At 64.6% G+C, this 19,705-nt stretch carries 21 protein-coding genes; 3 read left to right on the forward strand and 18 right to left on the reverse strand.

Annotated elements, in window-relative coordinates:
• Positions 1 to 23: 23 nt before the first annotated feature.
• The 13 genes from MJ8_RS05325 to MJ8_RS05385 all read right to left on the reverse strand — a co-directional run bounded on the left by MJ8_RS05325 (position 24) and on the right by MJ8_RS05385 (position 12,183).
• Positions 24 to 1,427: an FAD-binding oxidoreductase gene (locus MJ8_RS05325; RefSeq protein WP_201413416.1), complete on the reverse strand. Its 1,404-nt coding sequence runs from the start codon at positions 1,425 to 1,427 to the stop codon at positions 24 to 26.
• A 54-nt stretch (positions 1,428 to 1,481) separates the two neighbouring features.
• Positions 1,482 to 2,237 (reverse strand): amino acid ABC transporter ATP-binding protein, encoded by a 756-nt coding sequence (locus tag MJ8_RS05330; RefSeq protein WP_201413417.1) that lies wholly within the window; start codon positions 2,235 to 2,237, stop codon positions 1,482 to 1,484.
• Positions 2,238 to 2,246: 9 nt separating this feature from the next.
• A complete protein-coding gene (locus tag MJ8_RS05335) occupies positions 2,247 to 3,326 on the reverse strand; it encodes an amino acid ABC transporter permease (RefSeq protein ID WP_201413418.1) in 1,080 nt (359 codons plus the stop codon).
• A gap of 5 nt (positions 3,327 to 3,331) precedes the next feature.
• Positions 3,332 to 4,495 (reverse strand): ABC transporter permease subunit, encoded by a 1,164-nt coding sequence (locus MJ8_RS05340; protein WP_201413419.1) that lies wholly within the window; start codon positions 4,493 to 4,495, stop codon positions 3,332 to 3,334.
• A 97-nt stretch (positions 4,496 to 4,592) separates the two neighbouring features.
• Positions 4,593 to 5,627, reverse strand: coding sequence for an amino acid ABC transporter substrate-binding protein (locus MJ8_RS05345; protein WP_201413420.1), 1,035 nt, complete (start codon positions 5,625 to 5,627; stop codon positions 4,593 to 4,595).
• 87 nt (positions 5,628 to 5,714) lie between these two features.
• Complete coding sequence (locus tag MJ8_RS05350) at positions 5,715 to 6,662, reverse strand: LysR substrate-binding domain-containing protein (RefSeq protein ID WP_201413421.1); 948 nt, start codon at positions 6,660 to 6,662, stop codon at positions 5,715 to 5,717.
• A 79-nt stretch (positions 6,663 to 6,741) separates the two neighbouring features.
• Positions 6,742 to 7,491: an SDR family NAD(P)-dependent oxidoreductase gene (locus tag MJ8_RS05355; RefSeq protein WP_201413422.1), complete on the reverse strand. Its 750-nt coding sequence runs from the start codon at positions 7,489 to 7,491 to the stop codon at positions 6,742 to 6,744.
• Between the two features lie 11 nt (positions 7,492 to 7,502).
• Positions 7,503 to 8,213 carry an SDR family oxidoreductase gene (locus MJ8_RS05360; RefSeq protein ID WP_201413423.1) on the reverse strand — a complete coding sequence of 237 codons (711 nt, stop codon included), beginning with the start codon at positions 8,211 to 8,213 and terminating at the stop codon, positions 7,503 to 7,505.
• 261 nt (positions 8,214 to 8,474) lie between these two features.
• Positions 8,475 to 9,263: a FadR/GntR family transcriptional regulator gene (locus tag MJ8_RS05365; RefSeq protein ID WP_201413424.1), complete on the reverse strand. Its 789-nt coding sequence runs from the start codon at positions 9,261 to 9,263 to the stop codon at positions 8,475 to 8,477.
• A 56-nt stretch (positions 9,264 to 9,319) separates the two neighbouring features.
• On the reverse strand, positions 9,320 to 9,667 hold the full coding sequence (locus tag MJ8_RS05370; RefSeq protein WP_201413425.1) for a RidA family protein: 348 nt from the start codon (positions 9,665 to 9,667) through the stop codon (positions 9,320 to 9,322).
• A 10-nt stretch (positions 9,668 to 9,677) separates the two neighbouring features.
• Positions 9,678 to 10,484 carry an SDR family NAD(P)-dependent oxidoreductase gene (locus MJ8_RS05375; RefSeq protein WP_201413426.1) on the reverse strand — a complete coding sequence of 269 codons (807 nt, stop codon included), beginning with the start codon at positions 10,482 to 10,484 and terminating at the stop codon, positions 9,678 to 9,680.
• Positions 10,477 to 11,289 (reverse strand): shikimate dehydrogenase family protein, encoded by an 813-nt coding sequence (locus tag MJ8_RS05380; RefSeq protein ID WP_201413427.1) that lies wholly within the window; start codon positions 11,287 to 11,289, stop codon positions 10,477 to 10,479. Before MJ8_RS05380 ends, MJ8_RS05375 begins: the two co-directional genes overlap by 8 nt.
• 3 nt (positions 11,290 to 11,292) lie before the next feature.
• Positions 11,293 to 12,183 (reverse strand): 2-hydroxy-3-oxopropionate reductase, encoded by an 891-nt coding sequence (locus MJ8_RS05385; protein WP_201413428.1) that lies wholly within the window; start codon positions 12,181 to 12,183, stop codon positions 11,293 to 11,295.
• Between the two features lie 111 nt (positions 12,184 to 12,294).
• Between MJ8_RS05385 and MJ8_RS05390 the strand changes: the two genes are divergently transcribed.
• Together MJ8_RS05390 and MJ8_RS05395 are read left to right on the forward strand one after the other, a co-directional pair.
• A complete protein-coding gene (locus MJ8_RS05390; RefSeq protein WP_201413429.1) occupies positions 12,295 to 13,059 on the forward strand; it encodes an HpcH/HpaI aldolase family protein in 765 nt (254 codons plus the stop codon).
• 14 nt (positions 13,060 to 13,073) lie between these two features.
• Positions 13,074 to 14,291, forward strand: a complete 1,218-nt coding sequence (locus MJ8_RS05395) for an NAD(P)/FAD-dependent oxidoreductase (protein WP_201413430.1) — start codon at positions 13,074 to 13,076, stop codon at positions 14,289 to 14,291.
• A gap of 166 nt (positions 14,292 to 14,457) precedes the next feature.
• Here the strand turns inward: MJ8_RS05395 and hpaH are convergent, their stop codons facing one another.
• From hpaH to MJ8_RS05420, 5 genes are read right to left on the reverse strand one after another with little or no spacing between them, the layout of a single operon-like run.
• A complete protein-coding gene (hpaH, locus tag MJ8_RS05400) occupies positions 14,458 to 15,264 on the reverse strand; it encodes a 2-oxo-hept-4-ene-1,7-dioate hydratase (RefSeq protein ID WP_201413431.1) in 807 nt (268 codons plus the stop codon).
• A complete protein-coding gene (locus MJ8_RS05405; RefSeq protein WP_201413432.1) occupies positions 15,261 to 16,136 on the reverse strand; it encodes a fumarylacetoacetate hydrolase family protein in 876 nt (291 codons plus the stop codon). Before MJ8_RS05405 ends, hpaH begins: the two co-directional genes overlap by 4 nt.
• A gap of 12 nt (positions 16,137 to 16,148) precedes the next feature.
• A complete protein-coding gene (hpaD, locus tag MJ8_RS05410; RefSeq protein ID WP_201413433.1) occupies positions 16,149 to 17,129 on the reverse strand; it encodes a 3,4-dihydroxyphenylacetate 2,3-dioxygenase in 981 nt (326 codons plus the stop codon).
• Between the two features lie 12 nt (positions 17,130 to 17,141).
• A complete protein-coding gene (hpaE, locus tag MJ8_RS05415; protein WP_201413434.1) occupies positions 17,142 to 18,659 on the reverse strand; it encodes a 5-carboxymethyl-2-hydroxymuconate semialdehyde dehydrogenase in 1,518 nt (505 codons plus the stop codon).
• Positions 18,660 to 18,679: 20 nt separating this feature from the next.
• Complete coding sequence (locus MJ8_RS05420; RefSeq protein ID WP_201413435.1) at positions 18,680 to 19,066, reverse strand: 5-carboxymethyl-2-hydroxymuconate Delta-isomerase; 387 nt, start codon at positions 19,064 to 19,066, stop codon at positions 18,680 to 18,682.
• Positions 19,067 to 19,298: 232 nt separating this feature from the next.
• On the opposite strand from MJ8_RS05420, the gene hpaR reads away from it, so the two are divergent.
• Positions 19,299 to 19,703 carry a homoprotocatechuate degradation operon regulator HpaR gene (gene hpaR, locus MJ8_RS05425; RefSeq protein ID WP_225248136.1) on the forward strand — a complete coding sequence of 135 codons (405 nt, stop codon included), beginning with the start codon at positions 19,299 to 19,301 and terminating at the stop codon, positions 19,701 to 19,703.
• The last annotated feature ends 2 nt before the right edge of the window (positions 19,704 to 19,705 follow it).

Genomic DNA, 19,705 nt, shown 5'->3' on the forward strand with positions numbered 1-19,705 from the left:
GTCCATTCGAAAGTTTTTCTTTCCTATGAAATCCGCGTCAGAACACCGGGGTTCATCGTGCCCGACGGATCGAATGCGCGCTTGAGCTGCGCCATGAGGATGCGCTCGCTGGAACTGCGATTCCGATCGGCCATGGCGATCTTGGCGCGGCCGAGCCCATGCTCGGCCGCGAAGCTACCGCCCATCTCGGTGGCCAAAGCGGCCAGCGCCTCGGCGAATGCCCCCGCCTTCCGATCGAAATCGGCGCGGCCCTCCGGCGGCGACAGATTGTAGTGGATGTTGCCGTCGCCGAGATGGCCGAACGGGTTGATCCGCACGCCCGGAAGAATGTCGTGGCATAGCTTCGCGCCCGCCTCGATGAAGCGCGCGATCGCGCCCGGCGGCACGGAGATGTCGTGCTTCAACTGCTCGCCTTCCAGCCGCTGCCCCTCCGGTTGTTCCTCGCGCAGGCGCCAGAACTGCGCCCGCTGCGCGCCCGAATTGGCCAGCGCGCCATCGACGACCAGGCCTTGCTCCATGCCCCATTCCAGGGCCGAAGCCAGGATGTCGTCGAGGGGAACGCGCGTCGAGCCCGACGCCATCTCGACGAGCAGATAGACGTCGCCCCGCGTCTCCAACTGATAGGCAAGATCCGGCAGATGCTTGAGCGCGAGCGTCAGGCCGACATCCGAAAAGAATTCAAGGCCGGCCAGGAATTCTCCTGCTTCGCCACGCAGGAAGGCGCCGAACGACACGGCAGCGGCGAAGTCGGACATCACCAGCAGCGCGCTCGCCTGCTGCTTTGGCGCGGGATAGAGCCTGAGGATCGCGCGCGTCACGATGCCGAGCGTGCCTTCCGAACCGCAGAACAGCTTGCGCAGCTGATAGCCGGCATTGTCCTTCTGCACCGCGCGCATTCCGTCCCACACCGTGCCGTCCGCCATCACGACCTCGAGGCCGAGGACCAGGTCCTGCATCATGCCGTACCGGAACGCATGGCTGCCGCCGGCATTGGTGCCGATCAGGCCGCCGATCCTGGCGCTGCCTTCGGCTCCCAGATGCATCGGGAACATCAGGCCATGCGGCTCCAGCGCTTCGTGGAGGGAGGCGAGCACGACGCCTGCCTCAACCGCGATCGAGCCGCTCTCCGGATCCGGCTCGCCGATTGCCGTCATGCGCGACAGCGAGACGATCACCGCGTCGGGCCGCTCGGCGACGGCGCCGCCGCACAGGCCTGTGTTGCCGCCTTGCGGCACGAGCGCCAATCCTGCCTGCCGGCAGGCCTTGACGACCGCGGTCACCTCCGCGGTGTTGGTGGGGCGGGCGACGCCCAGGGGCCGGATGCCATAGCGGTTGAGCCAATCGCGCTGGTAGGGTTGGGCATCATCGTCCGAAAGCCAGCCTTTCGGTCCGAGTATCTCGCGCAAGGCGACTATGGGGTCGGTCATTGAAATTCCTGCTGATGTGCTCCGCGCGGAACCTTGCATCTCTCGGGATGCCGTTCAATGACCCAGCACCTGCGACAGGAACTGACGTGTTCGCTCGTTTCGGGAGGATGTGAAGAACGCCTCCGGCGGCGCCTCCTCGACGATTTCGCCTGCGTCCATGAAGATCACCCGGTCTGCGACGCGGCGGGCGAAGCCCATTTCATGGGTCACGCAGATCATCGTCATGCCCTCGGAAGCGAGCGTCACCATGACGTCCAGCACCTCGGCGATCATCTCCGGGTCGAGCGCCGAGGTCGGCTCGTCGAACAGCATGATCTGCGGCTGCATGCAGAGCGCGCGGGCGATCGCGACGCGCTGCTGCTGGCCGCCGGAAAGCTGGCTCGGGAACTTCATCGCCTGCTCGGGGATTCGGACCTTTTCCAGAAAGCGTCTGGCCGTCGTCTCGGCTTCCGCGCGCGGCCGCTTGCGCACGATCATCGGCGCAATCATGCAGTTTTCCAGAACCGTCATATGCGGGAACAGGTTGAAGTGCTGGAACACCATGCCGACTTCCCGCCTGATCCCGTCGATATTGGCGACGTCGTCGTTGAGCTCGGTGCCGAGCACGGCGATGCGGCCGCTATCATGCTGTTCGAGCCGGTTGATGCAGCGGATCAGAGTGGATTTACCGGAACCTGACGGACCGCAGATGACGATCTTTTCGCCGCGACCGACGGAGAGGTTTATCTTCCGCAGCGCGTGGAACGACCCGTAATGTTTGTCGAGGCCTTCGATATGCACGGCCGGGCCGGACGGGAGCGTGGAATCCATGCGGGCCTCCTACCGTTCGCCGACCGCCATGCGGCGCTCGAGGTAAGCGCCGTAGCGGGACAGGCTGAAGACGAAGACGAAATAGATGAAGGCGATGAAGGCATAGACCTCGACATAGGCGAAGCGCCATTCGCCGGTGCCGTAGGCGGCGTTGCCGGAGGCCAGGATCTCGAAGAAGCCGACGATCACCACCAGCGAGGTCTCCTTGAACGAGATGACGAACTGGTTGATGGTCGCCGGCAACGCGTTGCGCATCGCCTGCGGCAGGAGGATGCGGCCGATGCGCTGCCAATAGCTCATGCCGAGCGCCATGGCGGCTTCTTCCTGTCCTGCGGGAACACCCTGCATGCCGCCGCGCACGATCTCGGCCTGATACGCGGAGAAGAACAGGGCGGAGCCCAGGATCACCCGGTAGAGCTTGTCGCCCTGCAGCCACTGCGGCAGGGCGAAAGGCAGGACGACTGCAAACATGAACAGGATCGAGATCAGCGGCAGCGAGCGGACCCCGTCGATGATGAGACCGGTGGTGCGCGATATCCAGGGCAGGTCCGAGCGGCGCAGCAGTGCCAGACAGATCGCCAGCGGGAAGCCGATCAGGCAGGTGGTGACGAAGATGAAGAGGGTGAGCGCCAGCCCGCCCCAGGCCTCCTCGCCGACATAGGGCAGGCCGAGCACGCCGCCCTTCATCAGCACGTAGTAGAGGCCTGTTCCCGCGCCCCAGACGAGGGCGATGCGGCGGCCGGTCCAGAAGGCAGGCATGCAGCTCAGCACCGTCATGATCACCACGCTGACGCAGGCGAGCGCGGAGCGCCATTGCTCCTCGAAGGGATAGAGGCCGAACAGGATGATGCGCCACCGCGCGGCGATGACCGACCAGCAGGCGCCGGCCGCCGCCTGGCAGGCCTCGGGCCCGCCGGTCGTGGTGAACACGGCCGAGAAGACGGCCCAGTCGAGCAGCTTCCAGACGATGAGGGCCATGATCGTCAGGGATATCAGCGACAGCAACGCCTGAAGCGGTGTCGCGAAGAAGCGGCGCTTCAGGTCTTCGAGCCTGCCGGGGGCAGGGGGAGCGACAACGACCATCTCCATCTCTGTCATCCCCTCAGTTGATTGCCTTTGAGGGCGATGGCCTTGTTGATGCGGTTGAACACCGCGGCGAGGCTGAGATTGATGGCGAGGAAGCCGCTCATCAGAATGCCGATCGCCTCCAGCGTCTGGCCCGAGTGGTTGATCGTCAGCGCCACGATCATGAAGAAATCGGTGAAGCCCACCGCGATGCCCATGGTCGTCGCCTTCATCAGCCAGACATACTGGTTGGCGAGGATCGGCAGCATGGCGCGCAGCGCCAGCGGCAGCCTGACCAGGGTGAAGACGCGCCACGGGCTCAAGCCCAGCGAGAGCGCCGCCTCCATCTGGCCCTTGCCGACAGCCTTGAAGCCGCCGCGCACGATCTCGGCGATGTAGGAGCCGCCATAGATGGCGATCGCGATTGCCAGCGCGGAAAACTCCGGCGGAATGCGCATGCCTCCCTTGAGATTGAGGCCCTGCAAGGCGGGGAAGTCGAGCAGCGGCAAGTCCGGCAGGCGGCCGAGCGCGAGGATGACGGCAGCGGTGGCCAGCGCGGTCGCAGCTGCGGTGAGTTGAATGCCGACCCTCTCGCCGAATGGTTGACCCAGATGTGAGGTCCGGCCCAGCCAGAGCGGAAGCGCGATTGCCGCGATCACGGCAAGTATCGCCGCCGCAAACGCGATGCCGCCGACGTTGGGGACCGGCACATAGAGCCCGCGGCTTGTCAGCAGCATGCCGAAGGCTTCATGCGCGGCGCGCGGCGTCGGCAGATGCGTGATCACCGCGTACCAGAAGAAGACCTGCAGGATCAGCGGAATGTTGCGGAAGATGTCGACATAAGTTCGGCCGAGCAGCTGCGCCAGCTCATTGGACGAGGTCCGCGCCAGGCCGACGATCGTGCCGACGATCGTTGCCAGGATCAGCCCGGTGGCGCCGAGGAACAGCGTGTTTACGATGCCGATGAGGAAGAACCACCAATAGGGATCGTTGGCGGTGGCGGGCAGCAGCGAGAAGTTCACGTCCCAGCCCGTCGACTTGAACAGGAAGTCGAAGCCGGAGGTTATGCCTTGCTCGGCGAGGTTGCGCCTGGCGATCATCACGCAGGCAAGGACCATCGCGGCGAGTGAGCCGACGTAAAGGGCCTGCAACAGCGCGTTGCGGACCTTCTGATTTCTCAGCAGGCTGACCATCAGGATCTTCCCGAATTGGCGCCGGCTCCGCCGGGCAGGCAGCCGGGCGGAGCGCAAAGCGGATGGTTAGGAACGGATCAGTCGATCATCAAGCGGATCAATCGATCACCAGCGGGAACAGGACACCGCCATTGTTCCACAAATTGGTCAGCTCGCGATCCATCTTGTAGGGCGAGTCCTTGCCGAGGTCGCGCTCGAAGATCTCGCTGTAATTGCCGACCTTCTTGATGACGTTGTAGGCCCAGTCGTCCGAAAGCCCGAGGCCCTTGCCCATGCCGGGCGTGACGCCGAGGAATTTCGCCACCTGCGGCGACGTCGGCTTGGCCTTGATTTCGTCGACATTCTTGGAGGTGATGCCTTCCTGCTCGGCGAAGATCAGGGTGCTCAACGTCCAGTTGGCGATGTCGACCCAATTGTCGTCGCCCTGGCGCATGATCATCACTTCGGGCTCGACGGCGAGCACGTCGGGCAGGATCACATGGTCCTCGACCTTGCTCTTGGCGATGCGGGCGATGGCGAGCGTCGGCCCCCACTGCGCGTAGAGATCGCAGCGGCCGGAGAAGTAGGCCTGCTCGAGCTCCTCGGTCTTTTCGATCAGCACCGGCTCGAGCTTGATGCCGAGCTTCTGGGCATACGCGGCGACCTGCTGTTCCTGCGAGGTGCCGGCGGGGATGCATATCGTGCCGCCATTGGCGTCCTTGAGCGACTTCAGGTTGAGCTCCTTATGCGCCATCACCTTGGTCGTGCCGAGATAATAGGAATTGGAGAATTGCAGGCCGAGCTCGGTATCGCGGCTGAGCGTGCCGCCGGAGGCCTTGATGATGATGTCGACGTCGCCCGACTGGAGCGAGGGCCAGCGCTGCGCCCAGCTGATCGGCACGACCTTCAGCTTCGCCGGATCGCCGAACACGGCGGTCGCCACCGCCTTGCAAAGGTCGATGTCCATGCCCTTCCAGTTGCCCTTGTCGTCCACCTCTGCGAAGCCGAGATAGGAGCCGTCATGGCCTGTGCAGTTGAGCACGCCCCGCGCCTTCACGGTCTCCAGCGTCTTGCCGCCGGCGGCCTCGGCAGGCGCAGCCATATGAACGAGGCCCAGGGCCATGGCCGCGGCCCCCCATTTGATCATTTTCATGTGTTGTCTCCACTGTTGAGGTTATTTCGTTTCTTGTTGTTGGATCCCGCGAGATGCCTTGCGGAGCCCGGTCTCAAAGCCCGCCTGCTAGTCGGAGAGCGGGGTCGGTTTCGGTGGGGAAATCTTGAGATCGCTTCGCCAATCCTGCTGGGCGAGCCAGCGATGAAGCGCGGCCACTGCCTTCACGCGCAGATGCCCGCGCGGGACGACGAGGTAAAAGCCGGGAACTTCCTCCGGCTTCATGTCGGCAATGGCATCCCGGCCGATCGGTGCGACCAGCGCGCCGGAGCGGAAATCCTCCTCGGCGTCGATGACGGACACCAGGCCGACGCCGATGCCTTGCAGGGTCGCCCGGCGCATGGTCGCCGCGTCGTCGAAGCTGATGCTGCGGTCGCCGTCAGACAGCTCGACGCCGAGGTGCCGCAAGATGTCCGGCCATAGGCGCTTCGATTTGACCGTGTCGAGCAGCGTGAATTTCGTCAGGTCTCGCGCCGAGCTGATCTTCTCGCCGATCGCCGGCGTGCAGCAGATGATTTTCGGGTCCGGCACCAGCAGCGTGACTTCGTAGTCGGGCCAGTTGCCGTAGCCCCACTGCACGGTCATGTCGATGTCGTCGCGGCCGAAGTCGGGCAGGTCGACCATCGTGGTCAGGCGAAGGTCCGCGCCCGGCAGGATCTCGCGGAAAAGCGAAAGCCTCGGCAGCAGATAATGCGTGGCGAAATAGGGGCTGGCGTTGAGGTTGATGCGGTCGCGGTAGTTCGACTTGGTGACGCGTCGCACGCCTTCGGAGAATTCGTCGAAGCCGGCTTTGACGTAGTGCGAGAGCAGGATCGCCGACTCGGTCAGTTCGATCGATCGGCCCTTGCGTTCGAACAGCGTCACCTGCAGCGTGTCCTCCAGGAGCTTGATCTGCTGGCCGACCGCTTGCGGCGTCACCAAGAGCTCATCCGCCGCCTGTCGGAAGCTCTTGTGCTGCACGACCGCGTGGAAGACGCGCAATGCGTTGAGCGAGGGAAGGCGAAGCTTGCCGGTCATGGTGAATTCCGCCTCCTTTCGTTCGAGACTCCATCGGTCATGCACTGCCGGATGTCAGCCGCGCGCGGCTGGCGTAGGGTCAGGCGTAGATGTAACCGCCTGAAACGATGACGTTTTCGCCGGTCATGTAGGTGTTCTTGGGCCCACCGGTCATGAGCACCCATTCGGCGATTTCGGCCGGCTCGGCGCCGCGGCCGAGCGGACTCGCCTTGGCCAGTTCCTCGAGGAAGCCAAGCGCCTTCGCTTTCTCAGTGGCCATGCCGGCGGGGGCGACGGAATTCACCAGGATCCCGTCCTTGGCGACGTAATGAGCGAAGGAGCGCGTCAGGCTGACGACGGCGGCCTTGGTCGCCGCGTAATGCGCGTTCTGCGGATGCGCCTTGAAGGCGTCGACGGATGTCAGGTTGACGATGCGGCCGCGCACCTGGGCTTTCGGCTCCTGCGCCTGCATGTGGCGAACCGCCGCCACCATCATGTGGTAGGTGCCCTTGATGTTGATGCCGTTGGAGGCGTCCCACTCGGCGTCGGTGATTTCGAGCAGCGGTCGGCGCGGGTAGATCGCGGCGCAGTTGATCAGCGTGTCGACGCGCCCGAGCTTCGCGACGATTGCATCGAATGCCGCGTGGCACTGCGGGCCGACCTGGATGTCGCAGGCCGCGGCTGCCGTCGGCAGGCCCTTGGCTTTCGCCAGTTCGAGCGCGCCCTCGGCGGCTTCCTTGTTGATGTCGATGATGCCGATCTTCGCCGCCCCGGCCTCCACGGCCATGCGGGCGAGAAGGGCGCCGAGGCCGGCGCCGCCGCCGACGATCAGAACGGAAAGATCCTTCATTCCAGTGTTCCTTACTTGGTGCCGCTTGGCGAGGTCGGCCAGGTCGGCATGATGTCGAAACGGGTAACGTCGGCCCATGCGGGGAGCGCGAGCACGCCGACGACCATCGTGGCCACGTCATCCGGCTGCACCACTTTGCTGGCGTACATGGCTTCGCGCGCCTTGGTGTCGAGGATGTCGTTGTAGAGCTGCGTTTCGACACGGCCGGCGACGATCTCGGTGACGCGGATGCCGGATGGGGAGAGGTCGGCGCGCAGCGCGCCGGCAAAACCGGAGATGGCGGCCTTGGTCGCCGCATAGACGGCGATGTTGGAGAATGCCGCGTGGCCCGCGACCGAGCCGGTGAACAATATGTGCCCGGATTGCCGCTCGCGCATCTGCGGCACGACCAGCCGGGTGAGCAGGATCGCCGCGCTGAGGTTCACCTCCAGCGTGGTGTCGATGTCGGCGATTTTCATGTCGGCGAAGTTGCCGAGCGGCGGCATGATGCCGGCATTGTTGATCAAGACGTCGATGGTGAGGCCAGCCAACACCGATTCCAGCGCTTCGCGATCGGTGACGTCGACGGCGATCGGCACGATGCCTGGGCGTTCGGCCTGCAGTTCTTTAAGCGCCGCCTTGCTGCGACCGACCGCATAGACCTCGTAGCCGGCATCGCTCAAGGCGACCGCCATGGCGCGCCCTATGCCGCTCGTCGCACCTGTGATGAAGGCTGTCGTCACGTAGGGCTTCCCCGATTGCTTGATGCTCAGTTTGCGGCTTGGGCCGATGCCGCGAAACCAAGAAAAGCAGCAAAAAGGAAAGATAAACTTTCGAACCGGTTTTCGGCGCCTGAAACATTCCGTGCCGCACGCGCGATCCGCGAGGCTGCAAACCAAAGAAAAACAGTGCCCTTAACGGCGAGAGAGCAGAAGCCGGCCGCCAGGCCAAGCAAAACATGGCTTTCGCAACCGCGCGACGGTTTGCGTACTCAGGCTCGGGGTCTATGTCCCTGTCGGCAAAGGTCTTTTCATCCCCGTGAAGAGCGAGGCCGCGGCGGCCTTTTGCTCGGCATCCGTCGCCTCGATCCCCGATGCCTTGGCCAGCGCGCGCACGCGCCCCAGGCTGTTCTGCAGATGCTTGCGCATGGCTTGCCGGGCCTTGCCTGCGTCCTGCCTTTCGATGGCGTCGACGATGGCTTTGTGCTCGCCGTGGATGCGCGCGTAGTAGCTGTCCTTGAACGCCGGCTCGACCACATAGCCGAGCTGGAAACGCGGCACGATCATCGGTCCGAGATAGGCGAGGAAGCCGTGGATGAACTCGTTGCGCGCCGCCTTGGCGATCGCGAGGTGGAAGTCGTAGTCGTAATGAATCTGGACGGCGGCGGGGTCGGCGTGCCGGGCGTCGATATCATCCATCATCACGCGGATATCGCGCGCTTCCTTGTCGGTGCGGCGTTCCGCGCAGAGCCCCGCAGATTCCACTTCGACGCTCAACCGCAATTCGAGCAGCGCGATGGTTTCCGGCAAGGTACGCAGCGCCTCGTCGGGAATCGAAAAATTGCGCGGGGTCGGCGTTTCGCTGACGAACATGCCGCGTCCCTGCTGCGGCACCACCATGCCTTCCGAGCGCAGCCGCGCCACCGCCTCGCGCACGACGGTGCGGCTGACATCATATTCGGCGCAAAGCTCCGCCTCGGTCGGCAGTTGCGCGCCGGGCTGCAACTCACCGGAGCGGATCTTTTCGGCCAGGCTCTCCGCCACTACGGTGGAAAGCGGCTTGCGCTTCGTCATTCAGCTTCTTCCGTTCAAGTTCAGATTCGGGATGATGCCCGAACCGGCAAGACCATTCAAACCGCCGCGGTGACGATGAGTTCGACCAGCATGCCGGGCTTGGCCATCCGACCCTCGCCGGAGGAGCGCGCCGGCGCATGCTCTTTCGGCATCCAGGCGTCCCACACCGTGTTCACCTCGTCGAAATCGCGCACGTCGTCCAGCCACATCTGGACGTGGAGGATGCGGGTCTTGTCGGTGCCGGCCTTGGCAAGCAGCACGTCGATCTTGCCGAGCACCTCGCGCATCTGGTCGGCCGCGGACTGGCCTGGCTTCGCCACCTGGCCGGTGAGGTAGAGCGTGCCGTTGTGGATGACGCCGTGATGGATGCGGGTGTCGAAGTCGAAGCGCTGGATATCGCCCACGGTATGCCTCTCAGATTGCCGGCGTTTGCCGGATAGGATTGCCTTGCAAGTACTGCGCGTAGGGTGCCTGGACGAGCCAGCCGGCATCGACCGGAAGCGTGACGCCGGTGATCGAGGCCGCTCGGTCCGAGCAGAGGAACAATGCCGCCTCGGCGACATCGCGCGGCTCGACGAAGCGGCGCAGCGCGGTCGTGGCCTGGATCGCTTCCGGATTGCGTTCGCCCTTGGCGATCTTCGCCTTCAGCCCGTCCGACATCGTGTAGCCCGGCGCCACGGCGTTGACGCGAACGCCATGCGGGCCGAGCTCCGCCGCAAGCATTTGCGTCAGCGCCAAGACCGCATGTTTGCCGGGCGTGTAGGCCGGCAGCGACAGGGGCGCGAAGGAGGCGAGCGAGCCGACATTGAGGATAGCGCCGCGCCCGGCGGCCGACATCAACCGCCCGAACACCTGGCAGCCAAGCAGCGTGCCGCGGTAGTTGATGCGCCACATCCACTCGTCCTCGGCGAGGTCCTGGTCGAGGACGTGCTTGCCGCTCTGCAGGATACCGGCGCAGTTGACCACGACATGCGGCGTACCGAAGGCATCGCCGACGGCTTGCGCCAGCGCTTCGACCGAGGCGGGGTCGGCGACATCGGTCTGGACGAAGAGCGCGCCCGGCGCGCCCATGCTCTCGCATGCGTTCGCCGCTTCCTTGCCACGGATGGTGTCGCGGCCGGCGACGACCACTTGATAGCCGTCCCCGGCGAAGCGCTCCGCGATCGCGCGGCCGATGCCGGACGTGCCGCCGATGACGACGGCGGTCATCGCGTCAGCCATTGCGGCGGTCCTTCCGCTCGATGTCGAAGAATTCGGCCATGGCCTCGACCTGGAAATCCATCATCGGGCGTCCCGGCTGGACGCGGCAGCCGATCGCCTTCGCCGCCTTGAGCAGCGGCGTCTCGGCCGGTTCCATGATGATGTCGACCACGGTCATGTCCGGCGTCAGCTTGCTCACATCCATGGGCAATGGGTCGCCGGCCTTCAGCCCGGATGGCGTGGCATTGATCGCCATATCCATTCCGGATGGATCGGCTTCGCCGACCTCGATGCGGCAGTTGGGAAAGGACTTGTTGACCAGCGAAGCGAGCTTTTGCGCGCGTCCCCTGTCGATATCGGTCAAATGGATTTCCGCCGCGCCTTCCTCGGCAAGGCAGTAGGTCAGCGAGGCGCCCGCGCCGCCGGCGCCGACCTGGAGGATGCGCCTGCCGGCGATCCGGTGCCCGCCCGCCTTCAGCCCCTCGATGAAGCCCACGCCGTCGAAATTATCGGCATACCAGCTGCCGTCCGCCTCGCGGCGCACGGAATTCGCGCTCTGCACGCGCGCGGCGCGATCATGGGCGGCCGCGCATTTGTGGAAGACCGGCACCTTGTAGGGCACCGAGATGATCACGCCGCGGATATTTTCCGCTGCAGTAATGCCGGCCCAGAAAGTATCGAAATCCTCCGGACGGCAGCTCAGCGGCACCATCAGGCTGTCGAGCCCTTTCTGCTCGAAGATCTCGTTGAAGATTCCAGGGCTCTTCGCATGACCCACGGGATGGGCCAGCATGACGAAGACATCGGCCTTGCCGGTTCCGCGCATCGGTTATTCCTTTCCGTTTGACAGTTCGTGATCGCTCAGGGTTTCGAGGGCCTGCACGAGCGACGAATGATCCGCCTCCGCGCCGCCCGCCTTTGCCGAACAGGCGTTCATCAGCTGCTGCGCCAGCGCCGTGCTTGGCAGCGCCACGCCGAGCGTGCGGGCGCTTTCAAGCGCGAGATTGAGGTCCTTCTGGTGCAGCCTTATGCGGAAGCCCGGCGCGAAGCTGCGGGCGATCATGCGTTCGCCATGCACCTCGAGCACGCGCGAAGAGGCAAAGCCGCCCATCAGCGCAGAGCGCACCTTGGCCGGGTCGCAACCGGCCTTGCTGGCAAAGACCAGCGCTTCGGCGACCGCCTCGATGTTGAGCGCCACGATGATCTGGTTGGCGATCTTGCAGGTCTGCCCGTCGCCGTTATTTTCGCCAATCAGCGTGATGTTCTTGCCGAGCTTCTCGAAGATCGGCAGCGCCCGCTGGAACTCGGCGGCCGGCCCGCCGACCATGATCGTGAGGCTGGCCGCCTTGGCTCCGACCTCGCCGCCGGAGACCGGCGCATCGAGATAGCCGGCGCCTGCTTCCCTGATCCTTGCCGCGAACTCGGCGGTGGCGATCGGGCTGATCGAGCTCATGTCGATCACCAGCTTGCCGGCCGAGACCCCTTCCAGCACGCCGTTCCGCCCGAGCAGGACGCGCTCAACGTCGGGCGTATCGGGCAGCATGGTGATGACGACCTCGGACATCCGCGCCACCTCGGCAGGGGAGGCGCCGACCGTTGCTTTCAGGTCCTCTGGAAGAGGGGAGCGATTGAGGGCCGTGACGATCTCATGCCCGGCATCGGCGAGATGCCGAGCCATCGGAGCGCCCATGACACCAAGCCCGATGAAGCCGATTTTCATTAAGCAACTCCCGTTCTGCGTCAGAGCGCCTTGCAGCTCAAGTTGGACGTATGATATAGGACATCATACAAATTTCAATGCATCTTCTTTTCGCCGGAGGCCGATCGCAAAATGCAGGAGCGTGTCAATTCGCTGAAGGCGGCCGTTCAGGCCGGCCGGGCTCATATCGGCATCTGGTGTTCGCTGGCCTCGGCGCTCACCACCGAGGTGGTGGCAGGCTCCGGAGCGGGCTGGCTGCTGATCGACGGCGAGCACAGCCCGAACGATCTGCGCAGCATCATGGCGCAACTGCAGGTCGCGGCTGCATTCCCTTGCGAGACGGTGGTGCGGCTGCCGTCGGACGATGCGAATCTCATGAAGCAGGCCCTGGATGTCGGCGCGCGCAGCCTGATGATCCCGAACGTGCGCACGGCCGAGCAGTCGCGCGCGATCGTTGCCGCCATGACCTACGCCCCCGGAGGCTTCCGCGGCTTTTCCGTTGGTCACCGCGCCAATGCCTTCGGCCGCATCGCCGGCTATCATGCCAAGGCGCGCGAGCAGCAGCTTCTCGCCGTGCAGATCGAGGATGAGGCCGGCGTCGCCAATGCGGCAGAGATCGCCGCCGTGGAAGGTGTCGACGTTCTCTTCGTCGGGCCAGGCGACCTTTCCACGAATATGGGCGCGATGGGCAATCCCGGCGCCGCGCATGTACAGCAGGCGGTTGCGTCCGTTCGCAAAGCCGCCGCATCGGCAGGCAAGGCCAGCGGCATCCTGGCTCCGGTGAAAGCCGATGCCGACCGCTATCTCGCCGATGGCTTCACGATGGTGGCGGTCGGATCCGACCTCGGCCTGTTGGCGCGGGGCTCGGATGCCCTGATCGCATCGTTCAACCAGTAGAGCGGAGTACACAAGTGGCGATCCCCCCCTACAAGGCCCCGTCGCGCAATGCTTATGATATCGTCATCGTCGGCGGCGCGGTCGTCGGTTCGTCGACGGCCTACTGGCTGAGCCAGGCGCTTGGCAATGACGCCTCGATCCTCGTTGTCGAGCGCGACTCGAGCTACGAATTCTCCTCGACGGCGCTCTCCACCAGCGCCATCCGCCAGCAGTATTCCAATCCGATCAACGTTAAGATCAGCCAGTTCGGCATCGAGATCATCCGAACCTTCCAGGAGCGGATGGCGCCGTTCTATCCGAATGAGACGGCCCCCGATCTCGGCTTCAAGGAACACGGATATCTCTATTGTTGCTCGCCCGAGGGGGTGGACGCGGCGAAGGAGCGGGTCGAGCTGCAGCGCAGCCTCGGCGCCCACACCGTCTTCCTCGAGCCTGGCGCGCTGAAGGAGCGCTTTCCGTGGCTCAATGTCGAGGATCTCGGCGGCGGTTCCTGGGGTTCCCGCGACGAGGGTTGGTTCGATTCCATGGGCCTTCTCAACGGGTTCCGTCGCGCCGCCCGTGCCAGCGGGGTCGAATATATCGACAACGCCGTGACGGGATTGGATGTCGTTGACGGGCGGGTCGTCTCGGCACGGCTCGCGACCGGCGAGACGGTCGCCTGCGGAACGCTGGTCAACGCGGCGGGTCCGCGCGCGCAGCAGGTTGCGGCAATGGCCGGGCTGTCCATTCCGGTCGCGCCCTACAAGCGCTACAGTTTCGTCTTTGCCAGCGCCAATCCGATCCCTGGACGGATGCCTAACGTCATCGATCTTTCAGGCACATTCGTACGCCCCGAAGGCGAGCTCTTTCTCACCGGCAACACGCCGCAGGGCGACGGCCCGGCCGACTACGACGACTTCGAGATGCATTTCGAGGAATTCGACGAGTATATCTGGCCGGCGCTCTGGCATCGCATTCCGGCCTTCGACGCGCTGAGGGTCCAGACCAGCTGGACCGGTCACTACGAATACAACATGCTCGACCACAACGGCATCGTCGGCTTCCACCCGCAAGTGAGGAACTTCATGTTCGCCAACGGCTTCTCGGGCCACGGCCTGCAGCAATCGCCGGCGGTCGGTCGGGCGGTGTCCGAACTCATCATCCACGGCGCCTTCCAGACGCTCGACCTATCGCCGTTCTGCTATGAACGGATCCCGCGCAACGAGCCGTTCCTGGAGGAAGCGGTGATCTAGAGCAATTCCAGGAAAGTGTGAGCGGTTTTCCGCCCGGAATTGCGTAAAAACAAGGAGATAGAGCATTTTACCTTTTCCGTGAAACGGTGAAATGGTCTAGTCCAAGCGAGAGGAACCAAAATTCCGCGCCGCCCGTAAACAGGCGATCGGCTCAAAGAGCGGAGCTCTAAGCGGCAAAGGCAAGCCTGATCGTTCCGAACAAGCCGAAATCCGAGACGATCTGGTCGCCGTGCCGGCATTCGACCGGCCGGATGAAGGAACCCGAGAGCACGACCTGTCCGGCCTCGATCCGCATGCCGTATCGATGCAGACGGTTGGCCAGCCAAACAATGCCTTTGGCCGGATGGTCGAGCACGCCGGCGCCCAGGCCCGTCTCCTCGACCTGACCGTTGCGCGACACGATGGCGCCGATCCAACGCAGGTCCGCCTCGCGCGGGCCGGCCGCGCGACCGCCGACGACGATACCGGCATTGGCGGCATTATCCGAGATCGTGTCGAAGAAGGTGCGGATCTTGCCCGTCTCCCTGTTCGTCCGCTCGATGCGGGTGTCGAGGATCTCCAACGCCGGCGTGATGTGGTCGGTGGCGTCGAGCACGTCGTCGATCGATATGTCCGAACCGGCGAGGGGCGCCTTCATGACAAAGGCGATCTCGGCCTCGATTCGCGGCTGGATGAAGCGGTCGGGGGGGACAGAACCGCCGTCCTCGAAGAACATGTCGTCGAACAGGACGCCCGAATCCGGGATGTCGATGCTCAGCGCCGACTGCATCGCTTTCGAGGTCAGGCCGATCTTCCAGCCCTTGATATGGAGGCCGGACGCGACCTTGCGCTTCACCAGCGCCGCCTGCACCCGGTAGGCGTCGTCCATCGTCGCTTGCGGAAAATCGAGACTGAGCAGCCTGATCTGGCGGCGCTCGCGCTCGGCGTCGAACAGCCTGCGGGCGGCGTCCTCGACTTCGGCGTCGGTCATCATCGGCCAGCCCCTTCGTCGACGACACCGTTGCGCAGAAGCCCGATGCCCTCGGCCTCGACGTCGATCACGTCGCCCGGCTTCAGCCACACCGGTGGGTCGAAGCGGGCGCCGGCGCCGGTCGGCGTTCCGGTGACGACGATATCGCCAGGCACCAGCGTCGTGAAGGTCGAGATGTAGTTGATGATCTTGCGGAAAGAAAAGATCATGCGGCCGGTACGATCCTGCTGGCGCAGCTCGCCATTGACGCGTGTGGTGAGGCTGATGTCGGCGATTTGCGCCTCATCGGTGAACGGCACCAGCCAGGGACCGATGGAGCCCGTTCGGTCGAAATTCTTGCCCTGCGTGACGTTGAACTTGGCGTGGCGCACCCAGTCGCGGATCGTGCCTTCGTTGCACAGCGACAGCGCTGCAATGTGGCCGAGCGCGTCGGCCTCGGCGATGCGGCGCCCGCCCTTGCCGATCACGATGACGATCTCGCCCTCATAGTCGAGCTGCGGCGATTCCGGCGGCCGCACCAGCGGCGCGCCATGGCCGACGAAGGAACGCGGAAAGCGGATGAACAGCGACGGGTTCGAGGGCGCTGTCTGCCCGTCCTTGTACTCCTCATTGCGGTCCGGATAGTTGACGCCGACGCAGATGATCTTTTCCGGCGAGGGGACCGGGATTTCGTAGGCGATGTCCTCGACCCGGAAATCGGCTGCCAACCCTTCCGCTTCCTCGGCAAGTTTCACGAGCGCGCCGGCCTCGATCACCTCGCGCAACGTCGTCCATTCCGCGTGCCGCGCCGAAAGGTCGACGACGCCCTTGTCGGTGATCGCGCCGTAGCGCCTCTTGCCGCCGACGGCGAAGGTAGCGAGGCGTCCCGCGCTCATGCTGAAATTCCCCTAGGGCGCCACGATCGGCGAGGCCGCCAGATCGGATTTCCGCGGCTCGACGCCCGCAAACATGCTGCCTTCCTCGAACCAGCTTCGCGGCGCCGGCGCACCCCACAGCGTCTGGCGCTGCGGGTCCTTCAGGTCCCATTTGATCGGCTCGAGGTCCGGATCGACCGTCTGGTAGTCCGAGCAATAGATCTCGATGCGATGGTTGTCCGGATCGCGGATGTAGAGGAAGAAGGCGTTGGAGATACCGTGCCGTCCGGGGCCGCGCTCGATGTTGCCGACATAGCCGGTGGTCGCCATCAGGTCGAGCAGGTCGATGATGTTGAGTGGCGTCGGCACCCAGAAGGCGACGTGGTGCAGCCGCGGGCCAAGGCCGTTTGTGAAGGCGATATCGTGCACGCCGCCCTTGCGGTGCGTCCAGGCCGCCCACAGCCTCCCGGTCTCGGCGTCCTCGGTGTACTCGGTCACGCGGAAGCCGAGCTCGTTGTAGAAGGCCACCGACTGATCGACGTTCGGCGAGAAGCAGTTGAAATGGTCGATGCGCAGTGGTTTCACGCCTTTGTATAAAGCGTACTTTTGGTGGATCGGCGGCAGCCGCTCCATTCTGGAATAGAATTCGAGCGGGATGCCGTGCGGATCGCGGGTGCGGAAGGTGCGCGACTGGTAAGGCCGCTCGACCCACTCCAGAGGCAGGCCCTTGCCCTTGAAGAACTGCTCGGCCTTGTCGAGGTCATCGTCGGAGAAAACCTTGAAGCCGAGGTCCCGCGCTTCGGGTGTCGCCGCCTTGCGCAACACGATGCAATGGTGGCCGCGTTCCTCCATGGCGCGCAGGTAGATCGCGCCGCTGGTCTCGTCGGTCACCTGCAGGCCGAGCGTATCGACGTAGAAGGCGCGGGACTTCGCCAGATCGGTGACGGCAAGCTCGACATGGGAGAGCCGCACGATGTTGAAGGCGGGGTAGAGCTTGGGTTGGGGCAGGGCCATTGATGTCTCCGGTCAGCCGCCGAGTTTCTGGATGGAATGCGGCGCCGTGGCGAACGCGATGTTCTTGGTTTCCATATAGAAGTCGAACGACCAGTCGCCGCCGTCGCGGCCGATGCCCGAGCTCTTCACGCCGCCGAACGGCGTCGGCAGGTGGCGGACATTCTCCGAATTCACCCAGATCATGCCGGCATCGAGCGCGTCGGTGAAGCGCAGCGCGCGGGTGACGTCAGAGGTCCAGAGATAGCCGGTGAGCCCGTATTGCGTGTCGTTGGCCAGAGCCAGCGCCTCGGCCTCGTCCTTGAACGGAATGGCGGTCAGCACTGGCCCGAAGATTTCCTCCTGGGCGATGCGCATCTTGTTGGTGGCGCCGACGAACAGCGTCGGGCTGACATAGCAGCCGCCGCCCGGCCCCGCGAACTTGCCGCCGCCGGCAGCGACAACCGCGCCCTCCGATTTGCCGATCTCGATATAAGACAGCACTTTTTCTTCGTGCGCCGGATGGATCAGCGGCCCGACCACGGTTTCCGGATCGAGCGGGTGGCCGATCTTGATCCGCCTGGCCTTGTCCGCCACCAGATCGGTGAACTTGTCGTGCACGGAAGCCTCGACCAGGAGCCGCGACGACGAGGTGCAGCGCTCGCCGTTCAGCGAATAGATCATGAAAACTGCGGCGTCCGCGGCGCGCTCCAGGTCGGCATCGGCGAAGACGATGACCGGGTTCTTGCCGCCGAGTTCGAAATGCACGCGCTTCAGCGTCTCGGCGCCCTGCTTCATGATCATCGAGCCGGTCCGGCTCTCGCCGACGAAGCCGATCGCCTTGATGTCGGGGTGTTCGGTCAGCGCCCGGCCCGCATCCTCGCCGAAGCCGTTGACGAGATTCCATACGCCCTTGGGCAGGCCCGCCTCCTCGGCGATCTCGACCAGCAGCCGGGCGGTGAGCGGCGACAGTTCGGCCGGCTTGTGCACCACCGTGCAGCCCGCCGCCAAGGCCGGCGCGATCTTCCAGGTCGAGAGCATGAAGGGCGTGTTCCACGGCGTGATCACGCCGACCGGACCGATCGGCACGCGCGTCGTCAGATTGAGCTGGTTCGGCGCCCTCAGCGAACGCCCGTCACGGGCTTCCGGCGCGCGGTCGGCATAGAAGCGGAAGTTCTCGGCGCCGCGCAATGCCGCCTTGGCCATGAATTTCAGCGACTGTCCGGTGTCCATGCACTCGATGAAGGCGATCTCCTCGGCGCGCGCGACGATGGCGTCGGCGATTTTGTGGAGCAGCTTCTTGCGCGAATCGCCCGAAATCGCCGCCCAGTCCTTAAAGGCAGCCTTGGCCGCTTTCGCCGCGCGGTCGATGTCGGCGGCCTTGCCGCGCGCCACCGTGGCGATCGGCTTGAGGTCGATGGGCGAAAGCGTCTCGAAGGTCGAGCCGTCCGCGGCAGGCACAGCTTCGCCGCCGATCTGGTTGAGCACGCCGCCCTTCCGGAAGCGTTCCAGATAGGCCCCGGCCTTCCTCAGATTGTCGTCCAGTGCCGCCATGATTTCTTTCCCGTTCCAGATCACTTGCCACGCAGTCGCGGATGGATGGCGTTTTTCTTCCAGCTGAGCTCGGCGTCGATCTCGCGGATATCCAGCGACAGCGCGAAATGCGGCGTCGTGAACAGCGTTGCCAGGTGATCCGTGACAGCCGCGAAGATCGCCTCGCCGGCGCTTTTCTTTTCCCCCGCGCTGCGGCCCTTGCCGATGCGGAAGTTCATGTCGATGAAACCGTTCTCAGGCAAAAGGTCGGCGATCGCGTAGGCCTCGGCGCGGAAGGCGCGCACCCTGATCGCGCCGGGTTCGAACAGCCCGGTTTCGAGGACTGTGCGCGAGACCAGCGCGCAAAGCTCGCCCATGTCGACCTTCGCGTCGAGATTCGCCGAATATTCGATCGCCATATGGGGCAAGGTTTTCCTCCGCCGGCAGCACCGGTCTTGTAGTTAACATGTGAATTACATCTTGACGACGGAATGTCAAGCGTCGTTCTCTGTCTGTATGCAGCTTCCGGGTGGATTGCCGCACCCGACAAAATCGCGGATATAGCTGCCATCCTGGCCCTGATCTTGTTGCGAGTCGTACCGGACTGGAATTCTCGGAGACCTGATTTTGCTACCGCCCAGCACCCGCCGTTCCCTGCCCATGGCTCTGCTTCGCGCCCGCGAGGTGATCATGGCGCATTTCCGGCCGATGCTCGCCCGCCATGACATCACCGAGCAGCAATGGCGCGTGCTGCGCGTTCTCGCCGAATCCGGGCCGCTGGAGGCGACCGAGCTCGCCAACCGCGCCTCGATCCTGCCGCCCAGCCTCACCCGCATCATCAAGGCGATGGAGGAGCGCGAGTTCATCACCCGCAACAAGGTCAAGGACGACGGACGCCGCGCGCTGCTCGCCATCAGCCCGGCCGGCCTGGCCTTGATCGAGGAACTGGCGCCCGAGCGCGTCGCCATCTACGACGCCATCGAGAAGCGCTACGGCGCTGCGGAGCACGAGCGCCTGCTGGACATGCTGGAGAGCTTGATCCAGTCGGAGTCGCTTCCCGAGTAAGA

Source organism: Mesorhizobium sp. J8 (assembly GCF_016591715.1).
In the GTDB taxonomy this organism is placed as follows: domain Bacteria; phylum Pseudomonadota; class Alphaproteobacteria; order Rhizobiales; family Rhizobiaceae; genus Mesorhizobium.